We start from the raw sequence: 14,585 nt of genomic DNA on the forward strand, positions 1-14,585 counted from the left end.
CATCCGTGTTCGGGTGAGTACTCGGTCAACCACAATCAGGCAGACTCCACGTGCGGGGACCCCGCACCGGACCCCGCCACCATCCCGGGACACCTCCCGGGCAACCTGCAAACCAAAAAGCGGCCGGCTTCATCGGCCGCCAGGACGAACTGGACACCCTGGAAGGCCTGTTGGGCGAACGAAGACTGGTCACCCTCAACGAAAAAAGGCGGCGTCGGCAAGTCCCGGCTCGCCCTGCGCGCCGCCACCCGCCGCAGCCGGGCCTCCCGGCCGGGGGGCCTGCGCCCCGGCCGCGCCTGGCCCGACGGGATCTGGTGGGTGGAACTCTCGCCGCTGCGCGACCCCGCGCTGCTCACCACGACCGTCGCGCACGCCATCGGCCTCGCCGACCACTCCGTGCACCCCCTCGACGAGGAACTGTGCGCGTGGATGGCCGACAAGGCCCTGCTGCTCGTCCTCGACACCTGCGAGCACATGGTCTCCGAGGTCCGCCACCTCGCGGGCGAACTGCTGCAGTCCGCACCCGGCCTGACGGTCCTGGCCACCTCCCGCGAACGGCTCGACTCCCCCGGCGAGACGGTGCTCGAAGTCCGCCCGCTGCCCTGCGAGGGGCCCGACAGCGAGGCCCTCGCCCTCTTCCGGGCGAGCGCCCTCGCCGCCAGCCCCGCCGCCACGGCCGTCTTCGCCGACCCCGCGCGGTCCCGGACCGCCGCCGAGGTGTGCCGCCGGCTGGACGGCATCCCGCTCGCGCTGGAGCTGGCCGGGGCCCGGATGCGGGTGTGGAGCCTGGAGCAGATGGCGCAGCGCCTCGGGACCCGCTTCGAGGTGCTGTCCGGAACCCGCGCCGCGCTCCCGCCCCGGCACCAGACCATGCGGACCGCGATCGGCTGGAGCCACGAGCTGTGCGAGCCGGTGGAGCGGCTGCTGTGGGCACGGCTCTCGGTGTTCAGCGGGGACTTCGACATCGCCGCCGCCCGCGCCGTGTGCGCCGGCGGGCCGCTGCCGGCCGCCCGGGTGGAGCGGGTACTGGAGGGGCTGGTCGCGAAGTCCGTCGTACGGCGCTCCCGGGAGCGCGGGGCCGGGGCCCGCTACCGGATGCTCGACACCATCCGGGAGTTCGGGCACGACTGGCTCGCGGAGCTGGACGAGGTACGGGCCGTCGCCGACCGGCACGCCCACTGGTACGCGGCGCTCTGCGAGGCCGCCGACCGGGGCTGGCTGGGGCCCGGCCAGCTGGACTGGTACCGCAGGATGAGCGCCGAGCACGCGCAGCTGCGCACCGCCCTGGAGCACCTGCTCGGCACGGATCCCTCGGCGGCCCTGGAGATGGCCGGGGCCCTGTGGTTCTTCTGGTTCTCGTGCGGCCACGTCCACGAGGGCCGGGCCTTCCTGGAGCGGGCCCTGCGCGGGGCCCCGGAACCGGGGTCCGCCCGGGTCCAGGCACAGTGGGCGCTCGGGCTGACGATGCTGCTCCAGGGCGACATGGACGGAGCCCAGGCGATGGGGGCCGAGTGCGTCCGGGCGGCCGCGCTGCTCGCCGACCCGGAGCGGCGGCTGCGCGCCGCCTACCTGCGGGGGGTGTCGATCCTGATGCCGGGCGACCCGGTGGGGGCGCTCGCGCTGGCGGGGCCCCGGGCGCGGGCGGCCCACGAGGGGCGGGCCGACGGGCCGGGCCGGCTGCTGTGCCGGCTGGTGACGGCGTACGCCCTGTGCGACCTCGGGCGCTTCGAGGAGGCCGCCGAGGAGGCGCACGGGCTGCGCGAGGCGTGCGCGGACCTGGGCGAGCGCTGGCTGCGGGCGTACGCGGACTACGTGCTGGCCGTCGCGGCGCTGGGCCTCGGCCAGTACGGCGAGGCCGCGCGGCACGTACGGGCCATGCTGTCCGGGAAACGGCTGCTGGGCGACCGCTTCGGCATCGCGCTGGGCCTGGACCTGCTCGCGGCGGCGGTGGCGGCCCTCGGTGACGGGGAGCTGGCGGCGCGCCTCCTCGGCACCGGACACGCCTGGTGGCGCACGGTGGGCAGGCCGCAGATGGGCTCGCCCTCGCTGACGGCCCTGCGGGACCAGGGCGAGCGGCAGGCCAGAGCGGCGATCGGCGACGCGGCGTACGAAACCGCGTTCCGGGGCGGTGCGGCGGCACCCACCGGCTGACTGCGTCTCACGACCCAGTGGCAGCCGGTGGGCCCGCGTAATGCCTGGGCTCCCGTCAGTACGGGAGGGGTCTGCCCGACGGTGTGCGCAGGTCCAGGTCTCGGGGGGCGGGCTTGGGGACGGGCTTGCGGATCAGCTGCTGACGCATGCTGCCTCCTCGCTCAGACCAGCGCCGGGCGACGGGGTTCCACCGTCCGGCCTTCGGGGAGCAGTTCACCGGTGTCGTCGAAGATGACCACCCCGTTGCACAGCAGGCTCCAGCCCTGTTCGGGATGGGAGGCCACGATGCGCGCGGCCTCGTGGTCGGCGCTGTCGGCGGGCGGGCAGGGGGGCTGGTGGGAGCACATGGCGCACCTCCTCGCAGTGTGGGGCGGGAAGGCCGGTGGTCACCCGGTCGAACCCACGATCCACGGTGGCGGTGAGTATTACCGATCGCCGCCCTCCGACGGAAGCCGTATTCGACGTCCAGTTCAGGGTGTGTATGCCCGCTTACCATGCGCTCATGCCCGTTATCCGGATCATTCGCCGCACGCCCCTCCCGCCGGACGAGGTGTGGAGGAGGCTGACGGACTGGGAACGCCACGGCGAACAGGTGCCGCTGACCCGGACGATCATCGAGACGGAGCCGCCCACGCGCGCCGGAACGCGCTTCACGGCGCGTACGGGAGTGGGAAGCATCACGTTGGACGACACCATGGAGGTCGTCGTCTGGGAGCCCCCGCGACTGGTCCGGCTGGAGAAGCGCGGCAGGACGGTGACGGGCTGGGCCGAGATCGAGCTCCGCCCGGCCGCCGGCGGGGGCACCGAGGTCCACTGGCGCGAGGACCTGCGCCTGCGCCCCCTCCCCCGTCTCCTGGACCCCCTGGTGGCCCGCGCGGGCCACCACCTCTTCGCCCGGGCCCTGGTCCGCCTGCTGCGGCCCTGACGGTCCGGGCTAGGGTGCCGTGATCATCACGCACCCCGGGAGGGTTCCCCTTGGCCACACCCCCGCCCGGGTACGGCGCCGGCCCGTACGGCCCGTACCCCCCGCAGCCGGGCCCGTACGCCCCGCCGCAGCAGGGCCCGTACGCCCAGCAGCCGGGCCCGCACGCACCGCCGCCTCCGCATGCCCCGCCACCCGCGTACCCCCCGCCGCCGGGTCCGTACGCACCGCCGCCGCCGGCGTACGCCGTGCCGCCGCAGCAGGCCGGGGCCGGCTGCCGGGTGTGCGGGTGCCGGCCCGCCGCTCCCGCCACCGTGCGCGGGCACCAGGGCCTGCTCGTGGTGATGCGGTTCCTCAGCCTGCCCGGGCCGTTCTGCCGCGACTGCGGCACGGCCACCTACCGCCGGATGTCCTCGGACACCCTCTGGCAGGGCTGGTGGGGGCCGCTGTCGCTGTTCATCACCCCGTTCACGCTGCTGCTCAACCTCGGACCCCGGGCGGCGTTCCGGCGCCTGGCGGAGCCGGCGGGCGGCTTCCGGCCCCCGATGGACCCGGGGAAGCCGCTGTGGCGGCGCCCGCCCGCGCTGCTCCTGCTCGTCCCGGCGCTGCTGGTCGTCCTCGGCATCCCGGCGCTCGTCGTGACGGGCCTGCTGATCCGCGAGGCGGCCCCGCCGGTGCTGGCGGTCGGCCAGTGCGTGCGCAACGACGGCGACTGGAAGGACCAGGAGCTGGTGGTCACCGACTGCGGGTCGGCCCGGGCGGAGTTCCGCGTGAGCAAGCGGCTCACCACCGGGGCGTCCTGCGCCGCGGGGGACTACCTCTCCGACCCGAAGTACGGCGGCGACGGCTGGACCCTGAACTGCCTCACCCCGCTGCACTGAAGCGGACCGCCCCGCCCCCGTTGGAACACCGGGGACGGGGCGGGCGGGCCGGAACGGGGCGGGCCGGGAGGGGCCGCGGCTAGCGGATCGGCATGCCCGACAGGGTGCGGGCGATCACCAGGCGCTGGATCTCGCTCGTCCCCTCGAAGATCGTGTAGATGGCCGCGTCGCGGTGCATCCGCTCCACCGGGTACTCCCGGGTGAAGCCGTTGCCGCCGAGGATCTGGACCGCCTGGGCGGTGACCTTCTTCGCCACCTCGCTCGCGAAGAGCTTCGACATGGAGCCCTCGGCCGAGGTGAACGGCCTGCCCGCGACCGCCATCCAGGACGCCCGCCACACCAGCAGCCGGGCTGCGTCGATCTGCGTGCGCATGTCCGCGAGCTGGAAGGCCACCCCCTGGTTGTCGATGATCGGGCGGCCGAACTGGGTGCGGGTCTTCGCGTAGTCGAGGGCGACCTCGTACGCCGCGCGGGCCGTCCCGACGGCCATGGCGCCGACGGCCGGCCGGGAGGCCTCGAAGGTGGCCATCGCGGCGTTCTTCACGCGCTCGCCCCCGCCCGCAGCCGCCCGCTCGCGGGCCCGCGCGAGGCGCTCGTCGAGCTTCTCCTTGCCGCCGAGCAGGCAGGAGCCGGGGATCCGTACGTCCTCCAGGACCACCTCGGCGGTGTGCGAGGCGCGGATGCCGTGCTTCTTGAACTTCTGGCCCTGGGACAGGCCGGGGGTGTTCGGCGGCACGATGAAGGAGGCGTGGCCCTTGGTGCCGAGCTCGGGGTCGACCACGGCGACGACGATGTGGACGTTGGCGATGCCGCCGTTGGTGGCCCAGGTCTTGGTGCCGTTCAGCACCCACTCGTCCTTGGCCTGGTCGTAGACGGCCCGGGTGCGCATCGCTCCGACGTCGGAGCCGGCGTCCGGCTCGGAGGAGCAGAACGCGGCGACCTTGACGTCGTCCGGGGTCCCGTACATCTGCGGGATCCAGGTGCCGATCTGCTCCTCGGTGCCGTTGGCGACGACCCCGATGGCCGCGAGGCCGGTGCCGACGATGGACAGGGCGATGCCCGCGTCGCCCCAGAAGAGCTCCTCCATGGCCATGGGGATGCCGAGGCCGGTCGGGTCGAAGAACTGCTGGGCGTAGAAGTCCAGCGAGTAGATGCCGACCTTGGCCGCCTCCTGGATGACGGGCCACGGAGTCTCTTCCCGCTCGTCCCATTCGGCGGCCGCGGGCCTGATCACGTCGGCGGCGAAGCCGTGGATCCAGTCCCGGACCTGCTTCTGGTCGTCGTTGAGCTCCATGGTGAACTCCGCCATGTCCCCTCCAGCTGTCTCACACGGTCACCGTTACTGCCGGTAACCCTCACGGTGGCCACAGTCTGTTACCGGCCGGTAAGCACTGTCAAGCGCCGCCGATTCGGTGACGGGGGTACGCGGGGTGTTACGTTGCGTGGGCGTCACGCACATCGCAAGGGCGGGGAGAGAAACACCTCATGGAGACCAGTCAGCAGCCGGCCGAGCCGGGAGCGGGAGAACGCCGCCGGCGCGAGCTGCTCGAAGCGGCGGACCGCGTCGTGCTCAGGGACGGCCCCAAGGCCTCGATGAACGCCATCGCGGCCGAGGCCGGCATCACCAAGCCGATCCTCTACCGGCACTTCGGCGACAAGGCGGGCCTCTACCAGGCGCTCGCCGTACGCCACACCGACGCCCTGCTCGACTCCCTGCGGGCCGCGCTCGACGCCCCGGCCGAACGCCGCAAGCGGGTGGAGTCCACCCTGGACACCTACCTCGCCGCCATCGAGGCCCGCCCGCAGGTCTACCGGTTCCTGATGCACCCCGCCGAGGACTCCCAGACCAGCGAGCGCGGCTTCGACGTCGGCCTGCACTCGGCCCCGCTGCTGCGCCGGCTCGGCGAGGAACTGGCGAAGGTGGTCGGCGAGCGGGTCGACCTCGGCCCCGCCGGCGAACAGCTCGCCCGGATCTGGGGCCACGGCATCGTCGGCATGATGCACGCCGCCGGCGACTGGTGGCTCGGCGAACGCCCCTGCGAGCGGGCGGCGCTGGTAGCCGGCCTCACCGACCTGCTCTGGGGCCGCCTGGCCACCGCCGGCAACCGCGAGGACGGCCCCGGCTTCTGACCCGCGCCGCCGTTCAGGCCCGGGTCCCGCCCCACGGGGCCTTGGCGATGGCCCGGCGCAGCCGGCGGGCGCGCAGGCCGGTCACCCGGTCCGCGTAGACCGTGCCGTCGAGGTGGTCGCACTCGTGCTGGAGGCACCGGGCGAAGAACCCGGTGCCCTCCACCCGCACCGGGGCCCCGTCGGAGGTGACCCCCTCGACGACCGCCCGGTCGAAGCGGACGGTGCCCGCCTCCAGGCCGGGCAGCGACAGACAGCCCTCGGGGCCGCGGAACTCGTCGCCGTCCGCCTCGACCAGCCGGGGGTTGACGACGTGTCCCACATGGCGGACGTCCTCGTCGTCGGGGCAGTCGTAGACGAAGACCCGCAGCCCGGTCCCGATCTGGTTCGCGGCCAGCCCGACGCCCTGGGCGGCGTACATCGTGGCGAACATGTCCTCGATGAGCCGGTCGAGTTCGGGCCCGAAGTCGGTGACCTCGGCACAGGGAGAGTGCAGCACCGGTTCGCCCAGCAGGGTCATCGGGCGTACGGAACCGGTGGTACCGGGGAGGGGACGCTGTCGCATGGCGGTAAGGGTACGACGGGCGAATATATGAGGAGATCCGCGGCGACCTGGGGCGCCGCGGTCAAGGCCGCGGCCGGTACTGGATAGGCTGGGGCGACCGACGCTAGGAGGACAAGGGACGATGGCAGGCAACACGGAGCCGCTTTCGCCGCGGGCCAAGCTGGCCGTGACGGCGGGCAAGGCCGCGGCGGCGGTGTCGCGGGCCGCGGGACGCGGAAGCGGATCGGTGATCGGAGGCAAGGTCGCACTCAGGCTGGACCCCGATCTTCTCGGCGCGCTGGCGCAGCATCTCGATGTCGTCCTCGTCTCCGCGACGAACGGCAAGACCACGACGACCCGCCTGATCGCGGAGGCCCTGCGGGCCAGCGGTCCGGTCGTGTCCAACGCGCTGGGCGCGAACATGCCGGCCGGCATCACCTCGGCCCTCGCCGGCGGCTCGGACGCCAAGTACGGCGTCATCGAGGTGGACGAGAAGTACCTGGCCGGGGTGGCCCGGGACGTCACCCCCAAGGTGATCGCCCTGCTGAACCTCTCCCGCGACCAGCTGGACCGCGCGGCCGAGACCCGCATGCTCGCCGAGAAGTGGCGCGAGGGGCTCCAGGGCTCCAAGGCGGTCGTGGTCGCGAACTGCGACGACCCCCTGATCGTGTGGTCGGCTTCCTCGTCGCAGAACGTGGTGTGGGTGGCGGCCGGCCAGGAGTGGAAGGACGACGCCTGGTCGTGCCCCTCCTGCGGTGGCGTCATGCAGCGCCCGGGCGACGACTGGTTCTGCGGCGAGTGCGGCTTCCGCCGCCCCGCCCCGAGCTGGGTGCTCTCCGGCGACCACGTGCTCGACCCGCACGGCAGCGCCTGGCCCATCCACCTCCAGCTGCCCGGCCGCGCCAACAAGGCCAACGCCGCCACCTCGGCCGCCGTGGCCGCCGTGTTCGGCGTGCCGCCGCAGGTCGCGCTGGAGCGCATGTACCAGGTGCAGGCCGTGGCGGGCCGCTACGACGTGGTCAGCTTCATGAACCGCGACCTGCGCCTGCTGCTCGCGAAGAACCCGGCGGGCTGGCTCGAAACGTTTTCGCTGATCGACGGGCCCCCGGCGCCGGTGGTCCTCGCGGTCAACGCCCGCGGGGCGGACGGCACCGACACCTCCTGGCTGTGGGACGTGGACTACCCGCGCCTCGCCGGGCACCCGATCTTCGTGATCGGCGACCGCAAGCTCGACCTCGCGGTCCGCCTGGAGGTCGCCGGCCTGGACTTCCGCGTCTGCGAGACCCTCGACGAGGCCGTCCAGCTGGCGCCGCCCGGGCAGATCGAGCTCATCGCCAACTACACGGCCTTCCAGGACGTGCGCCGCCGCGTCGGCAACTAGTACCCAGACCTTCGAAGGACAAGAGCATGAGCGACAACAGCCTGCGTCTGGTGTGGGTCTACCCCGACCTGCTCAGCACGTACGGAGACCAGGGTAACTGCCTCGTCGTGGAGCGCCGGGCGCGCCAGCGCGGGCTGGACGTGCAGCGCGTGGACGTGCGCAGCGACCAGCCCATCCCGACCTCGGGCGACATCTACCTGATCGGCGGCGGCGAGGACCGGCCGCAGCGGCTGGCCGCCGAGCGGCTGGTGCGCGACGGGGGCCTGGAGCGCGCCGTCTCGAACGGGGCGATCGTCTTCTCCGTCTGCGCCGGGTACCAGATCCTCGGCAACGAGTTCGTCAACGACATGGGCGAGCGCCAGCCGGGCCTGGGCCTGCTGGACGTGGTCACCGTGCGCGGCGAGGGCGAGCGGTGCGTCGGCGACGTCATCGCCGACATCGACCCGCGCCTGGGCCTGCCGCAGCTGACGGGCTTCGAGAACCACCAGGGCGTCACGCACCTCGGCCCGTCGGCGCGGCCGTTCGCCCGGGTGACGATGGGCCGCGGCAACGGCACCGGCGACGGCACCGAGGGCGCGTACAACGACACCGTCTTCGGCACGTACATGCACGGTCCCGTGATGGCGCGGAACCCGCTGATCGCGGACCACCTGCTGAAGCTGGCCCTCGACGTGAACGCGCTGCCGGCCATGGACGACCGCTGGTACGACGCGCTGCGCGCGGAGCGCATGGCGGCGGCCACGCAGTCCGCGTAAGGGCGCTCGCGCGCCTGCCGCACGGCTTCCGGCCCGGATCCCCTCGGGGGTCCGGGCCGGTGTGCGTCCGGCCGGTGTGGGTTCGGTCGGTGTGCGTTCGTACGATCTTCTGTTTGTTCCGACCATCCTGTGGAGGATGGTTCAGTCCGGCGGGAAACCGCTTGTAGGGTGACGGGTAGTTCCAACCGGACGACGTGGTCCGGTCGTCGGCCCACGTTGCAAAGGTTCTTCCTGCCATGCGCATTGGTGTGCTCACTTCCGGCGGCGACTGCCCCGGCCTGAACGCCGTCATCCGCTCCGTCGTGCACCGCGCCGTCGTCGACCACGGCGACGAGGTCATCGGCTTCCACGACGGCTGGCGCGGCCTCCTGGAGTGCGACTACCGCAAGCTCGACCTGGACTCGGTCGCCGGCATCCTGGCCCGCGGCGGCACCATCCTCGGCTCCTCCCGGGTCCAGCCCGCGCACCTGCGCGACGGCGTGGAGCGGGCCCGCGGGCACGTCGCGGACCTCGGCCTGGACGCCATCATCCCGATCGGCGGCGAGGGCACCCTGAAGGCGGCCAACCTGCTCGCCCAGGGCGGCCTGCCGATCGTGGGCGTGCCGAAGACCATCGACAACGACATCGCCTCCACGGACGTCACCTTCGGTTTCGACACGGCCGTCGGGGTCGCCACCGACGCCCTGGACCGGCTGAAGACCACCGCCGAGTCCCACCAGCGCGTGATGGTCGTCGAGGTCATGGGCCGCCACACCGGCTGGATCGCCCTGCACTCGGGCATGGCGGCCGGCGCGCACGCCATCGTCGTCCCGGAGCGTCCCTTCGACATCGAGGAGCTGACGGCGATCGTCGGCGAGCGCTTCTCGGCGGGCAAGCGGTTCGCGATCGTCGTGGTCGCCGAGGGCGCCAAGCCCCTGCCCGGCACGATGGAGTACCAGGCGGGCGGCAAGGACCAGTACGGGCACGAGCGCTTCGCCGGCATCGGCAACATCCTGGCCGTCGAACTGGAGCGACGCCTGGGCAAGGAGGCCCGTCCGGTCATCCTGGGCCACGTCCAGCGCGGCGGCACGCCCACCGCCTACGACCGGGTCCTGGCCACCCGCTTCGGCTGGCACGCGGTGGAGGCGGCGCACCGGGGCGAGTTCGGCATGCTGACGGCCCTGCGCGGCACCGACATCGTGATGGTCCCCCTCGCGGAGGCCACCTCGACCCTCAAGACGGTCCCGACGGACCGCTACGACGAGGCGCAGAACGTTCTGTGATGTTTCCCCCCTTCTGAGGCCGCCCCCGGACGCGATCGCGTCCGGGGGCGGCATTACTGTGGTGGGGCGCCACAGTCAAGGGAGTGAAGGCATGGATCACAGCGGGCACGGCATGGACATGAACATGGACCTGCCGCCCTTCACTCTCGGGCGCGGACTGGAGTTCTCCTTCGACGCCTTCTTCCTCTTCGGCTCGCTGCTGGGCCTCGCCCTGTACGGGTGGGGCGTGTGGCGGCTGCGCAGGCGCGGGGACTCCTGGCCGGTGGGCCGGACCGTCGCCTTCGTCACCGGTGTGCTGACGGTGATGCTGGTGATGTGCACCAAGCTGAACGACTACGGCATGGTCATGTTCAGCGTGCACATGGTCCAGCACATGGTGATCAGCATGGTCACCCCGATCCTGCTGCTGCTCGGGGCACCGGTGACGCTGGCCCTGCGGGCGCTGCCGCCGGCGGCGCGCGGGCACAAGGGGCCGCGCGAGCTGCTCCTGATGCTGCTGCACAGCCGGTACATGCGGATCGTCACCCACCCGGCCTTCACCATCCCGATGTTCATCGCGAGCCTCTACGCGCTGTACTTCACCCCGCTCTTCGACTTCCTGATGGAGAGCAAGCCCGGCCACATCGGCATGATGGTCCACTTCCTCGCCGTCGGCCTGATCTTCTTCTGGCCGATCATGGGCGTGGACCCGGGCCCGCACCGCCCCGGCTACGTGATGCGCATGCTGGAGCTGTTCGCGGGCATGCCCTTCCACGCCTTCTTCGGCATCGCGCTGATGATGGCGAGCGAGCCGATGATCAAGACGTACGCGAACCCGCCGGCCTCCCTGGACATCGACCCGCTGCTCGACCAGCAGTGGGGCGGCGGCATCGCCTGGGCGTTCAGCGAGATCCCCTCGGTGCTGGTGCTGATCGCCCTGATCTACCAGTGGTACCACTCGGAGCAGCGGGTGGCGCGGCGCTCGGACCGGGCCGCCGACCGGGACGGCGACAAGGAGCTCGCCGCCTACAACGCGTATCTCGCCTCGCTCCAGCAGCGCGGCCAGTAGCGCGGAGCCCGCATCAGGCGCCACCATGGGGCATGACCGGATCCGTTAAGGCGATGGCCGTCACGACCTTCGCCGCTCTGGTGGCCGTCTCCACGTACTCGGTGGCGCTCGGCAGCAACGGCTGGCTGTGGTTCGGCTGGGTGGTGCTGGGGCTGCTCACGATGGGGCTGGCCGCTTCGCGCAGCACCTGACCCTCGCCCGACCCTCCCGACCCCGCGTTGACTGTCCGTAGGATGGCCGTGACATAGGGGCATCGACGGGAGCGGCCTGGTGTTCTACCACTTGCTCAAGCACGTACTGCTCGGTCCGCTGCTGCGGCTGCTGTTCCGGCCGCGGATCGAGGGGCTGGAGAACATCCCCCCGGAGGGCGCCGCGATCGTCGCGGGCAACCACCTGTCCTTCTCGGACCACTTCCTGATGCCCGCGATCCTCAAGCGCCGGATCACCTTCCTCGCCAAGGCCGAGTACTTCACCGGGCCCGGCCTCAAGGGCCGGCTGACCGCAGCCTTCTTCCGCAGCGCCGGGCAGATCCCGGTGGACCGCTCCGGCAAGGACGCCGGGCAGGCGGCCCTGCGCGAGGGTCTCGGGGTGCTGTCCAGGGGCGAGCTGCTCGGGATCTACCCGGAGGGCACCCGCTCCCACGACGGGCGGCTCTACAAGGGCAAGGTCGGGGTGGCGGCCATGGCCCTGGGCGCGGGGGTGCCGGTGGTGCCGTGCGCGATGCTCGGGACCTTCGAGATCCAGCCGCCCGGCAAGAAGCTCCCCAAGATCCGGCGGGTCACGATCCGCTTCGGGGCTCCGCTGGAGTTCTCCCGGTACGCGGGCATGGAGGGCGAGCGGGCCGTGCTGCGCGCGGTCACGGACGAGATCATGTACGCGGTCCTGGGCCTCTCCGGCCAGGAGTACGTGGACCGGTACGCGGCCGAGGTCAAGGCCGAGGAGGAGGAGAAGCGGAAGAAGGCCCGGCGCTCCTCGCGCTGAGCCTTCTCCCGCTCTTCCTACCGGGTCCTACGGGTACTGCCAGGCACCACCGGGGGTCCTAGCGGACGACCGCCGGGAGCTCCTCGTGCTGCGGCAGCGCGGCGGCCGGGGCCTCCACGAGGGACTTCGCCGCGGCCGGGGCCGGCGGCACCGGGGTGGCGTGCGGGCCGCACTTCACGTCCTGGGCGTCGACCTTGCCGGTGAGCAGGTAGGCGTCCACACGGGTGTTGACGCAGGGGTTCACCAGGCTGGTGACGCCGTGCGAGCCGGCGTTCTGCTCGGTGATCAGGCGCGAGCCCGCCAGGCGGCGGTGCAGCTCGACGGCGCCCTGGTACGGGGTGGCCGCGTCACGCTCGGACTGGACGATCAGGACCGGGGCGATGCCGCGCTTGGCACCGACCTCGATCGGGGTGCTCTGCTTGGACTTCCAGGTCGCGCAGGGCAGGTTCATCCACGCGTTCGACCAGGTCAGGAACGGGTACTTCTTGTGCAGCTCGGTGTTGTCCCGGTCCCACTTGGCCCAGCTGGTGGGCCACTTGGCGTCGGCGCACTCCACCGCGGTGTACACGGCGTTGCTGTTCTCGGAAGCGGCGTTGCCCTTGGTGTCGGACATGTCCGGGGCGATGGCCTCGATCAGCGGCTTCTCGTCACCGGCGGCCCAGGCGCTGAACGCCTGCGCGACCGGGACCCACGAGGAGTCGTAGTACGGGGCGCCCTGGAAGAAGCCGATCAGCTCGGCCGGGCCGACGACGCCGCCGAGCGGGTTGGCCTTGGCCTTGCCGCGCAGCTCCTGGTACTTGGCCTCGACCTTGGCGCGGGTGTCGCCGAGGTGGAAGACGGCGTCGTTCTTGGCGACCCAGTCCTGCCAGTCGTTCCAGCGCATCTGGAAGGCGGCGTCCTGCTCCAGGTTGGCCTGGTACCAGATGTTGTCCGTCGCCGGGTTGACGACGGAGTCGACGATCATGCGGCGCACGTGGGTCGGGAAGAGGGTCGCGTAGACCCCGCCCAGGTAGGTGCCGTAGGAGACGCCGAGGTAGTTCAGCTTCTGCTCGCCGAGGGCGGCCCGGATGACGTCCAGGTCGCGCGCGGTGTTCGGCGTGGTCATGTGCGGCAGCATCTCGCCGCTGCGCTCCTTGCAGCCGTCCGCGTACTCGGCGGCGAGCTTGCGCTGGGCGCGCTTGTCGGCCTCGTTGGACGGGACCGGGTCGGCCTTGGGGGCCTTGACGAACTCCTGCGGGTCGATGCAGGAGATCGGCGCGGAGTGGCCGACGCCGCGGGGGTCGAAGCCCACGAAGTCGTACGCCTTGGAGGCGTTGACCCACAGCGGGCTCTTGGTGGTGATCCGGCGCGGGAAGCGCATGCCGGAACCGCCCGGGCCGCCCGGGTTGTAGACGAGGGCGCCCTGGCGCTCCTCCTTGGTGCCCGTGCTGACGGCACGGTCGACGGCGAGCTCGATGGTCTTGCCGAAGGGCTTGGTGTAGTCGAGCGGGACCTTGACCCAGCCGCACTGGATCGGCTTCTCGAAGCCCCAGTCGGCAGGACAGTCCTTCCAGTCGATGCCGGCGCGCGCGGCGCGGGCGGCGGCGATCTGGACGCCGATCGCCTCGGCACCGCCGTTGTCCCGGCCGGCCGGAGCGGCCGAGGCCGACGGCGCGAGCAGCAGGCCCGCGGCCAGCGCACCGGTGATGAGAGTGGCGGCGCTCCCCAGCGTCGCGTTGCGTATCACGTGGTTGATCCCCTTGGTCATGTGCCGCCCGGAGCGGCAGGTTTGGGACAGGGGGATCCTTTCGTCTGACCGGTACCCGGCAACAGAGCACGGTCGAGTTCTTTGCCAACCCGATAACCGGAAACGTGTGTACCGCTGAGCGGTGTCCCATTGCCCCGCTTCTGTCCCCCCGTCACCACCCGTACGTGCGCATCGCTCCGTCGAGCAGCTCGCGCAGCCGCAGCGCGTCCGGGGCGAGGGCCGTGACCAGCACGGCGGGTCCGGCCAGCGGGGTCGCCGCCGCGAACTCGCCCAGGAGGGCCGCCCGGGGCGGGTCCTGCGCGAAGCGGGGGTCGACCACCAGGAGCTGGCCGAGGGCGCGGTGGCCCGCCGTGACGGCCGGGCCGTCCCAGCCGCCGGGTGCGCCGGGGCCGCAGGAGAGCTCCTGGTCCAGCAGGGGCCGGCCGTCCCGGGTGACCGTGAGCCGGCTGCGCAGCAGCCCGGGGGGCTCGGCGCTGCGTCCCAGCACCTGTTCCTCGCGCAGCAGGAGGCGGGCGGTGGGGGCCAGTTCGGCGCGGGTGGTGGCGCGCAGGTCGCTCCCGCGCACGGAGACGAGCGGCTCCGGCAGCCAGCGCACCGCCGCCCCGTCGGCGAGCGAGAGCCGTACGTCGTACCGCGCGGGCTCCCCGGTGCGGCCGGGCAGGGCCAGGGTGGCGGCCGCCGAGCGCAGGGCGAGGCGGGCGCCGGGTCCCGCCTCGGCCTCCACGGTGAGGTGGTCGCCGCCGAGGGGGGCGCTGGGTCGCGCCGACCAGCATCACTCCCGCCTCG

The 14,585-nt window shown here is 72.6% G+C and carries 15 protein-coding genes; 10 read left to right on the top strand and 5 right to left on the bottom strand.

Annotated elements, in window-relative coordinates:
* Positions 1–318: 318 nt before the first annotated feature.
* A complete protein-coding gene (locus tag SSNG_RS05305) occupies positions 319–2,151 on the top strand; it encodes a hypothetical protein (protein ID WP_007262769.1) in 1,833 nt (610 codons plus the stop codon).
* 161 nt (positions 2,152–2,312) lie between these two features.
* On the opposite strand, the gene SSNG_RS05310 is transcribed toward SSNG_RS05305, so the two are convergent.
* Positions 2,313–2,498 (bottom strand): DUF5999 family protein, encoded by a 186-nt coding sequence (locus SSNG_RS05310; protein WP_007262770.1) that lies wholly within the window; start codon positions 2,496–2,498, stop codon positions 2,313–2,315.
* 155 nt (positions 2,499–2,653) lie between these two features.
* Between SSNG_RS05310 and SSNG_RS05315 the strand changes: the two genes are divergently transcribed.
* Positions 2,654–3,076 carry an SRPBCC family protein gene (locus SSNG_RS05315; protein ID WP_042802983.1) on the top strand — a complete coding sequence of 141 codons (423 nt, stop codon included), beginning with the start codon at positions 2,654–2,656 and terminating at the stop codon, positions 3,074–3,076.
* A gap of 50 nt (positions 3,077–3,126) precedes the next feature.
* Positions 3,127–3,954: a hypothetical protein gene (locus SSNG_RS05320; protein ID WP_007262772.1), complete on the top strand. Its 828-nt coding sequence runs from the start codon at positions 3,127–3,129 to the stop codon at positions 3,952–3,954.
* Between the two features lie 79 nt (positions 3,955–4,033).
* Here the strand turns inward: SSNG_RS05320 and SSNG_RS05325 are convergent, their stop codons facing one another.
* Positions 4,034–5,263, bottom strand: coding sequence for an acyl-CoA dehydrogenase family protein (locus SSNG_RS05325; RefSeq protein ID WP_007262773.1), 1,230 nt, complete (start codon positions 5,261–5,263; stop codon positions 4,034–4,036).
* A 176-nt stretch (positions 5,264–5,439) separates the two neighbouring features.
* Here SSNG_RS05325 and SSNG_RS05330 point away from each other — a divergent pair, with 176 nt between their 5' ends.
* Positions 5,440–6,084 (top strand): TetR family transcriptional regulator, encoded by a 645-nt coding sequence (locus SSNG_RS05330; RefSeq protein ID WP_007262774.1) that lies wholly within the window; start codon positions 5,440–5,442, stop codon positions 6,082–6,084.
* A 13-nt stretch (positions 6,085–6,097) separates the two neighbouring features.
* Here the strand turns inward: SSNG_RS05330 and def are convergent, their stop codons facing one another.
* On the bottom strand, positions 6,098–6,646 hold the full coding sequence (def, locus tag SSNG_RS05335) for a peptide deformylase (RefSeq protein ID WP_007262775.1): 549 nt from the start codon (positions 6,644–6,646) through the stop codon (positions 6,098–6,100).
* Positions 6,647–6,767: 121 nt separating this feature from the next.
* Between def and SSNG_RS05340 the strand changes: the two genes are divergently transcribed.
* The 6 genes from SSNG_RS05340 to SSNG_RS05365 all read left to right on the top strand — a co-directional run bounded on the left by SSNG_RS05340 (position 6,768) and on the right by SSNG_RS05365 (position 12,052).
* Complete coding sequence (locus SSNG_RS05340) at positions 6,768–8,006, top strand: MurT ligase domain-containing protein (protein WP_007262776.1); 1,239 nt, start codon at positions 6,768–6,770, stop codon at positions 8,004–8,006.
* Positions 8,007–8,032: 26 nt separating this feature from the next.
* On the top strand, positions 8,033–8,761 hold the full coding sequence (locus SSNG_RS05345; protein ID WP_007262777.1) for a glutamine amidotransferase: 729 nt from the start codon (positions 8,033–8,035) through the stop codon (positions 8,759–8,761).
* Between the two features lie 236 nt (positions 8,762–8,997).
* Entirely contained in the window at positions 8,998–10,023 is a 1,026-nt protein-coding gene (locus tag SSNG_RS05350; protein WP_007262778.1) for a 6-phosphofructokinase, read from the top strand.
* Between the two features lie 91 nt (positions 10,024–10,114).
* On the top strand, positions 10,115–11,071 hold the full coding sequence (locus SSNG_RS05355) for a cytochrome c oxidase assembly protein (protein WP_007262779.1): 957 nt from the start codon (positions 10,115–10,117) through the stop codon (positions 11,069–11,071).
* A 32-nt stretch (positions 11,072–11,103) separates the two neighbouring features.
* Entirely contained in the window at positions 11,104–11,262 is a 159-nt protein-coding gene (locus SSNG_RS41835; protein ID WP_007262780.1) for a hypothetical protein, read from the top strand.
* A gap of 79 nt (positions 11,263–11,341) precedes the next feature.
* Positions 11,342–12,052 carry a lysophospholipid acyltransferase family protein gene (locus SSNG_RS05365; RefSeq protein ID WP_042800572.1) on the top strand — a complete coding sequence of 237 codons (711 nt, stop codon included), beginning with the start codon at positions 11,342–11,344 and terminating at the stop codon, positions 12,050–12,052.
* 58 nt (positions 12,053–12,110) lie between these two features.
* Here SSNG_RS05365 and SSNG_RS05370 read toward each other — a convergent pair whose 3' ends face one another.
* Positions 12,111–13,799, bottom strand: a complete 1,689-nt coding sequence (locus SSNG_RS05370; protein WP_128636876.1) for an alpha/beta hydrolase — start codon at positions 13,797–13,799, stop codon at positions 12,111–12,113.
* A gap of 151 nt (positions 13,800–13,950) precedes the next feature.
* Complete coding sequence (locus tag SSNG_RS05375) at positions 13,951–14,523, bottom strand: urease accessory protein UreD (RefSeq protein WP_007262783.1); 573 nt, start codon at positions 14,521–14,523, stop codon at positions 13,951–13,953.
* Between the last annotated feature and the right edge of the window lie 62 nt (positions 14,524–14,585).

It is taken from the genome of Streptomyces sp. C, assembly GCF_000158895.1.
GTDB classification, from domain to species: Bacteria; Actinomycetota; Actinomycetes; order Streptomycetales; family Streptomycetaceae; genus Streptomyces; species Streptomyces racemochromogenes.

Excerpts from the sequence above, each read along its gene's own strand:
- SSNG_RS05325 (WP_007262773.1), bottom strand. The coding sequence starts at position 5,263 with ATGGCGGAGTTCACCATGGAGCTCAACGACGACCAGAAGCAGGTCCGG.
- SSNG_RS05310 (WP_007262770.1), bottom strand. The coding sequence starts at position 2,498 with ATGTGCTCCCACCAGCCCCCCTGCCCGCCCGCCGACAGCGCCGACCAC.
- def (WP_007262775.1), bottom strand. The coding sequence starts at position 6,646 with ATGCGACAGCGTCCCCTCCCCGGTACCACCGGTTCCGTACGCCCGATG.
- SSNG_RS05350 (WP_007262778.1), top strand. The coding sequence starts at position 8,998 with ATGCGCATTGGTGTGCTCACTTCCGGCGGCGACTGCCCCGGCCTGAAC.
- SSNG_RS41835 (WP_007262780.1), top strand. The coding sequence starts at position 11,104 with ATGACCGGATCCGTTAAGGCGATGGCCGTCACGACCTTCGCCGCTCTG.
- SSNG_RS05355 (WP_007262779.1), top strand. The coding sequence starts at position 10,115 with ATGGATCACAGCGGGCACGGCATGGACATGAACATGGACCTGCCGCCC.
- SSNG_RS05340 (WP_007262776.1), top strand. The coding sequence starts at position 6,768 with ATGGCAGGCAACACGGAGCCGCTTTCGCCGCGGGCCAAGCTGGCCGTG.
- SSNG_RS05345 (WP_007262777.1), top strand. The coding sequence starts at position 8,033 with ATGAGCGACAACAGCCTGCGTCTGGTGTGGGTCTACCCCGACCTGCTC.
- SSNG_RS05315 (WP_042802983.1), top strand. The coding sequence starts at position 2,654 with ATGCCCGTTATCCGGATCATTCGCCGCACGCCCCTCCCGCCGGACGAG.
- SSNG_RS05330 (WP_007262774.1), top strand. The coding sequence starts at position 5,440 with ATGGAGACCAGTCAGCAGCCGGCCGAGCCGGGAGCGGGAGAACGCCGC.
- SSNG_RS05370 (WP_128636876.1), bottom strand. The coding sequence starts at position 13,799 with ATGACCAAGGGGATCAACCACGTGATACGCAACGCGACGCTGGGGAGC.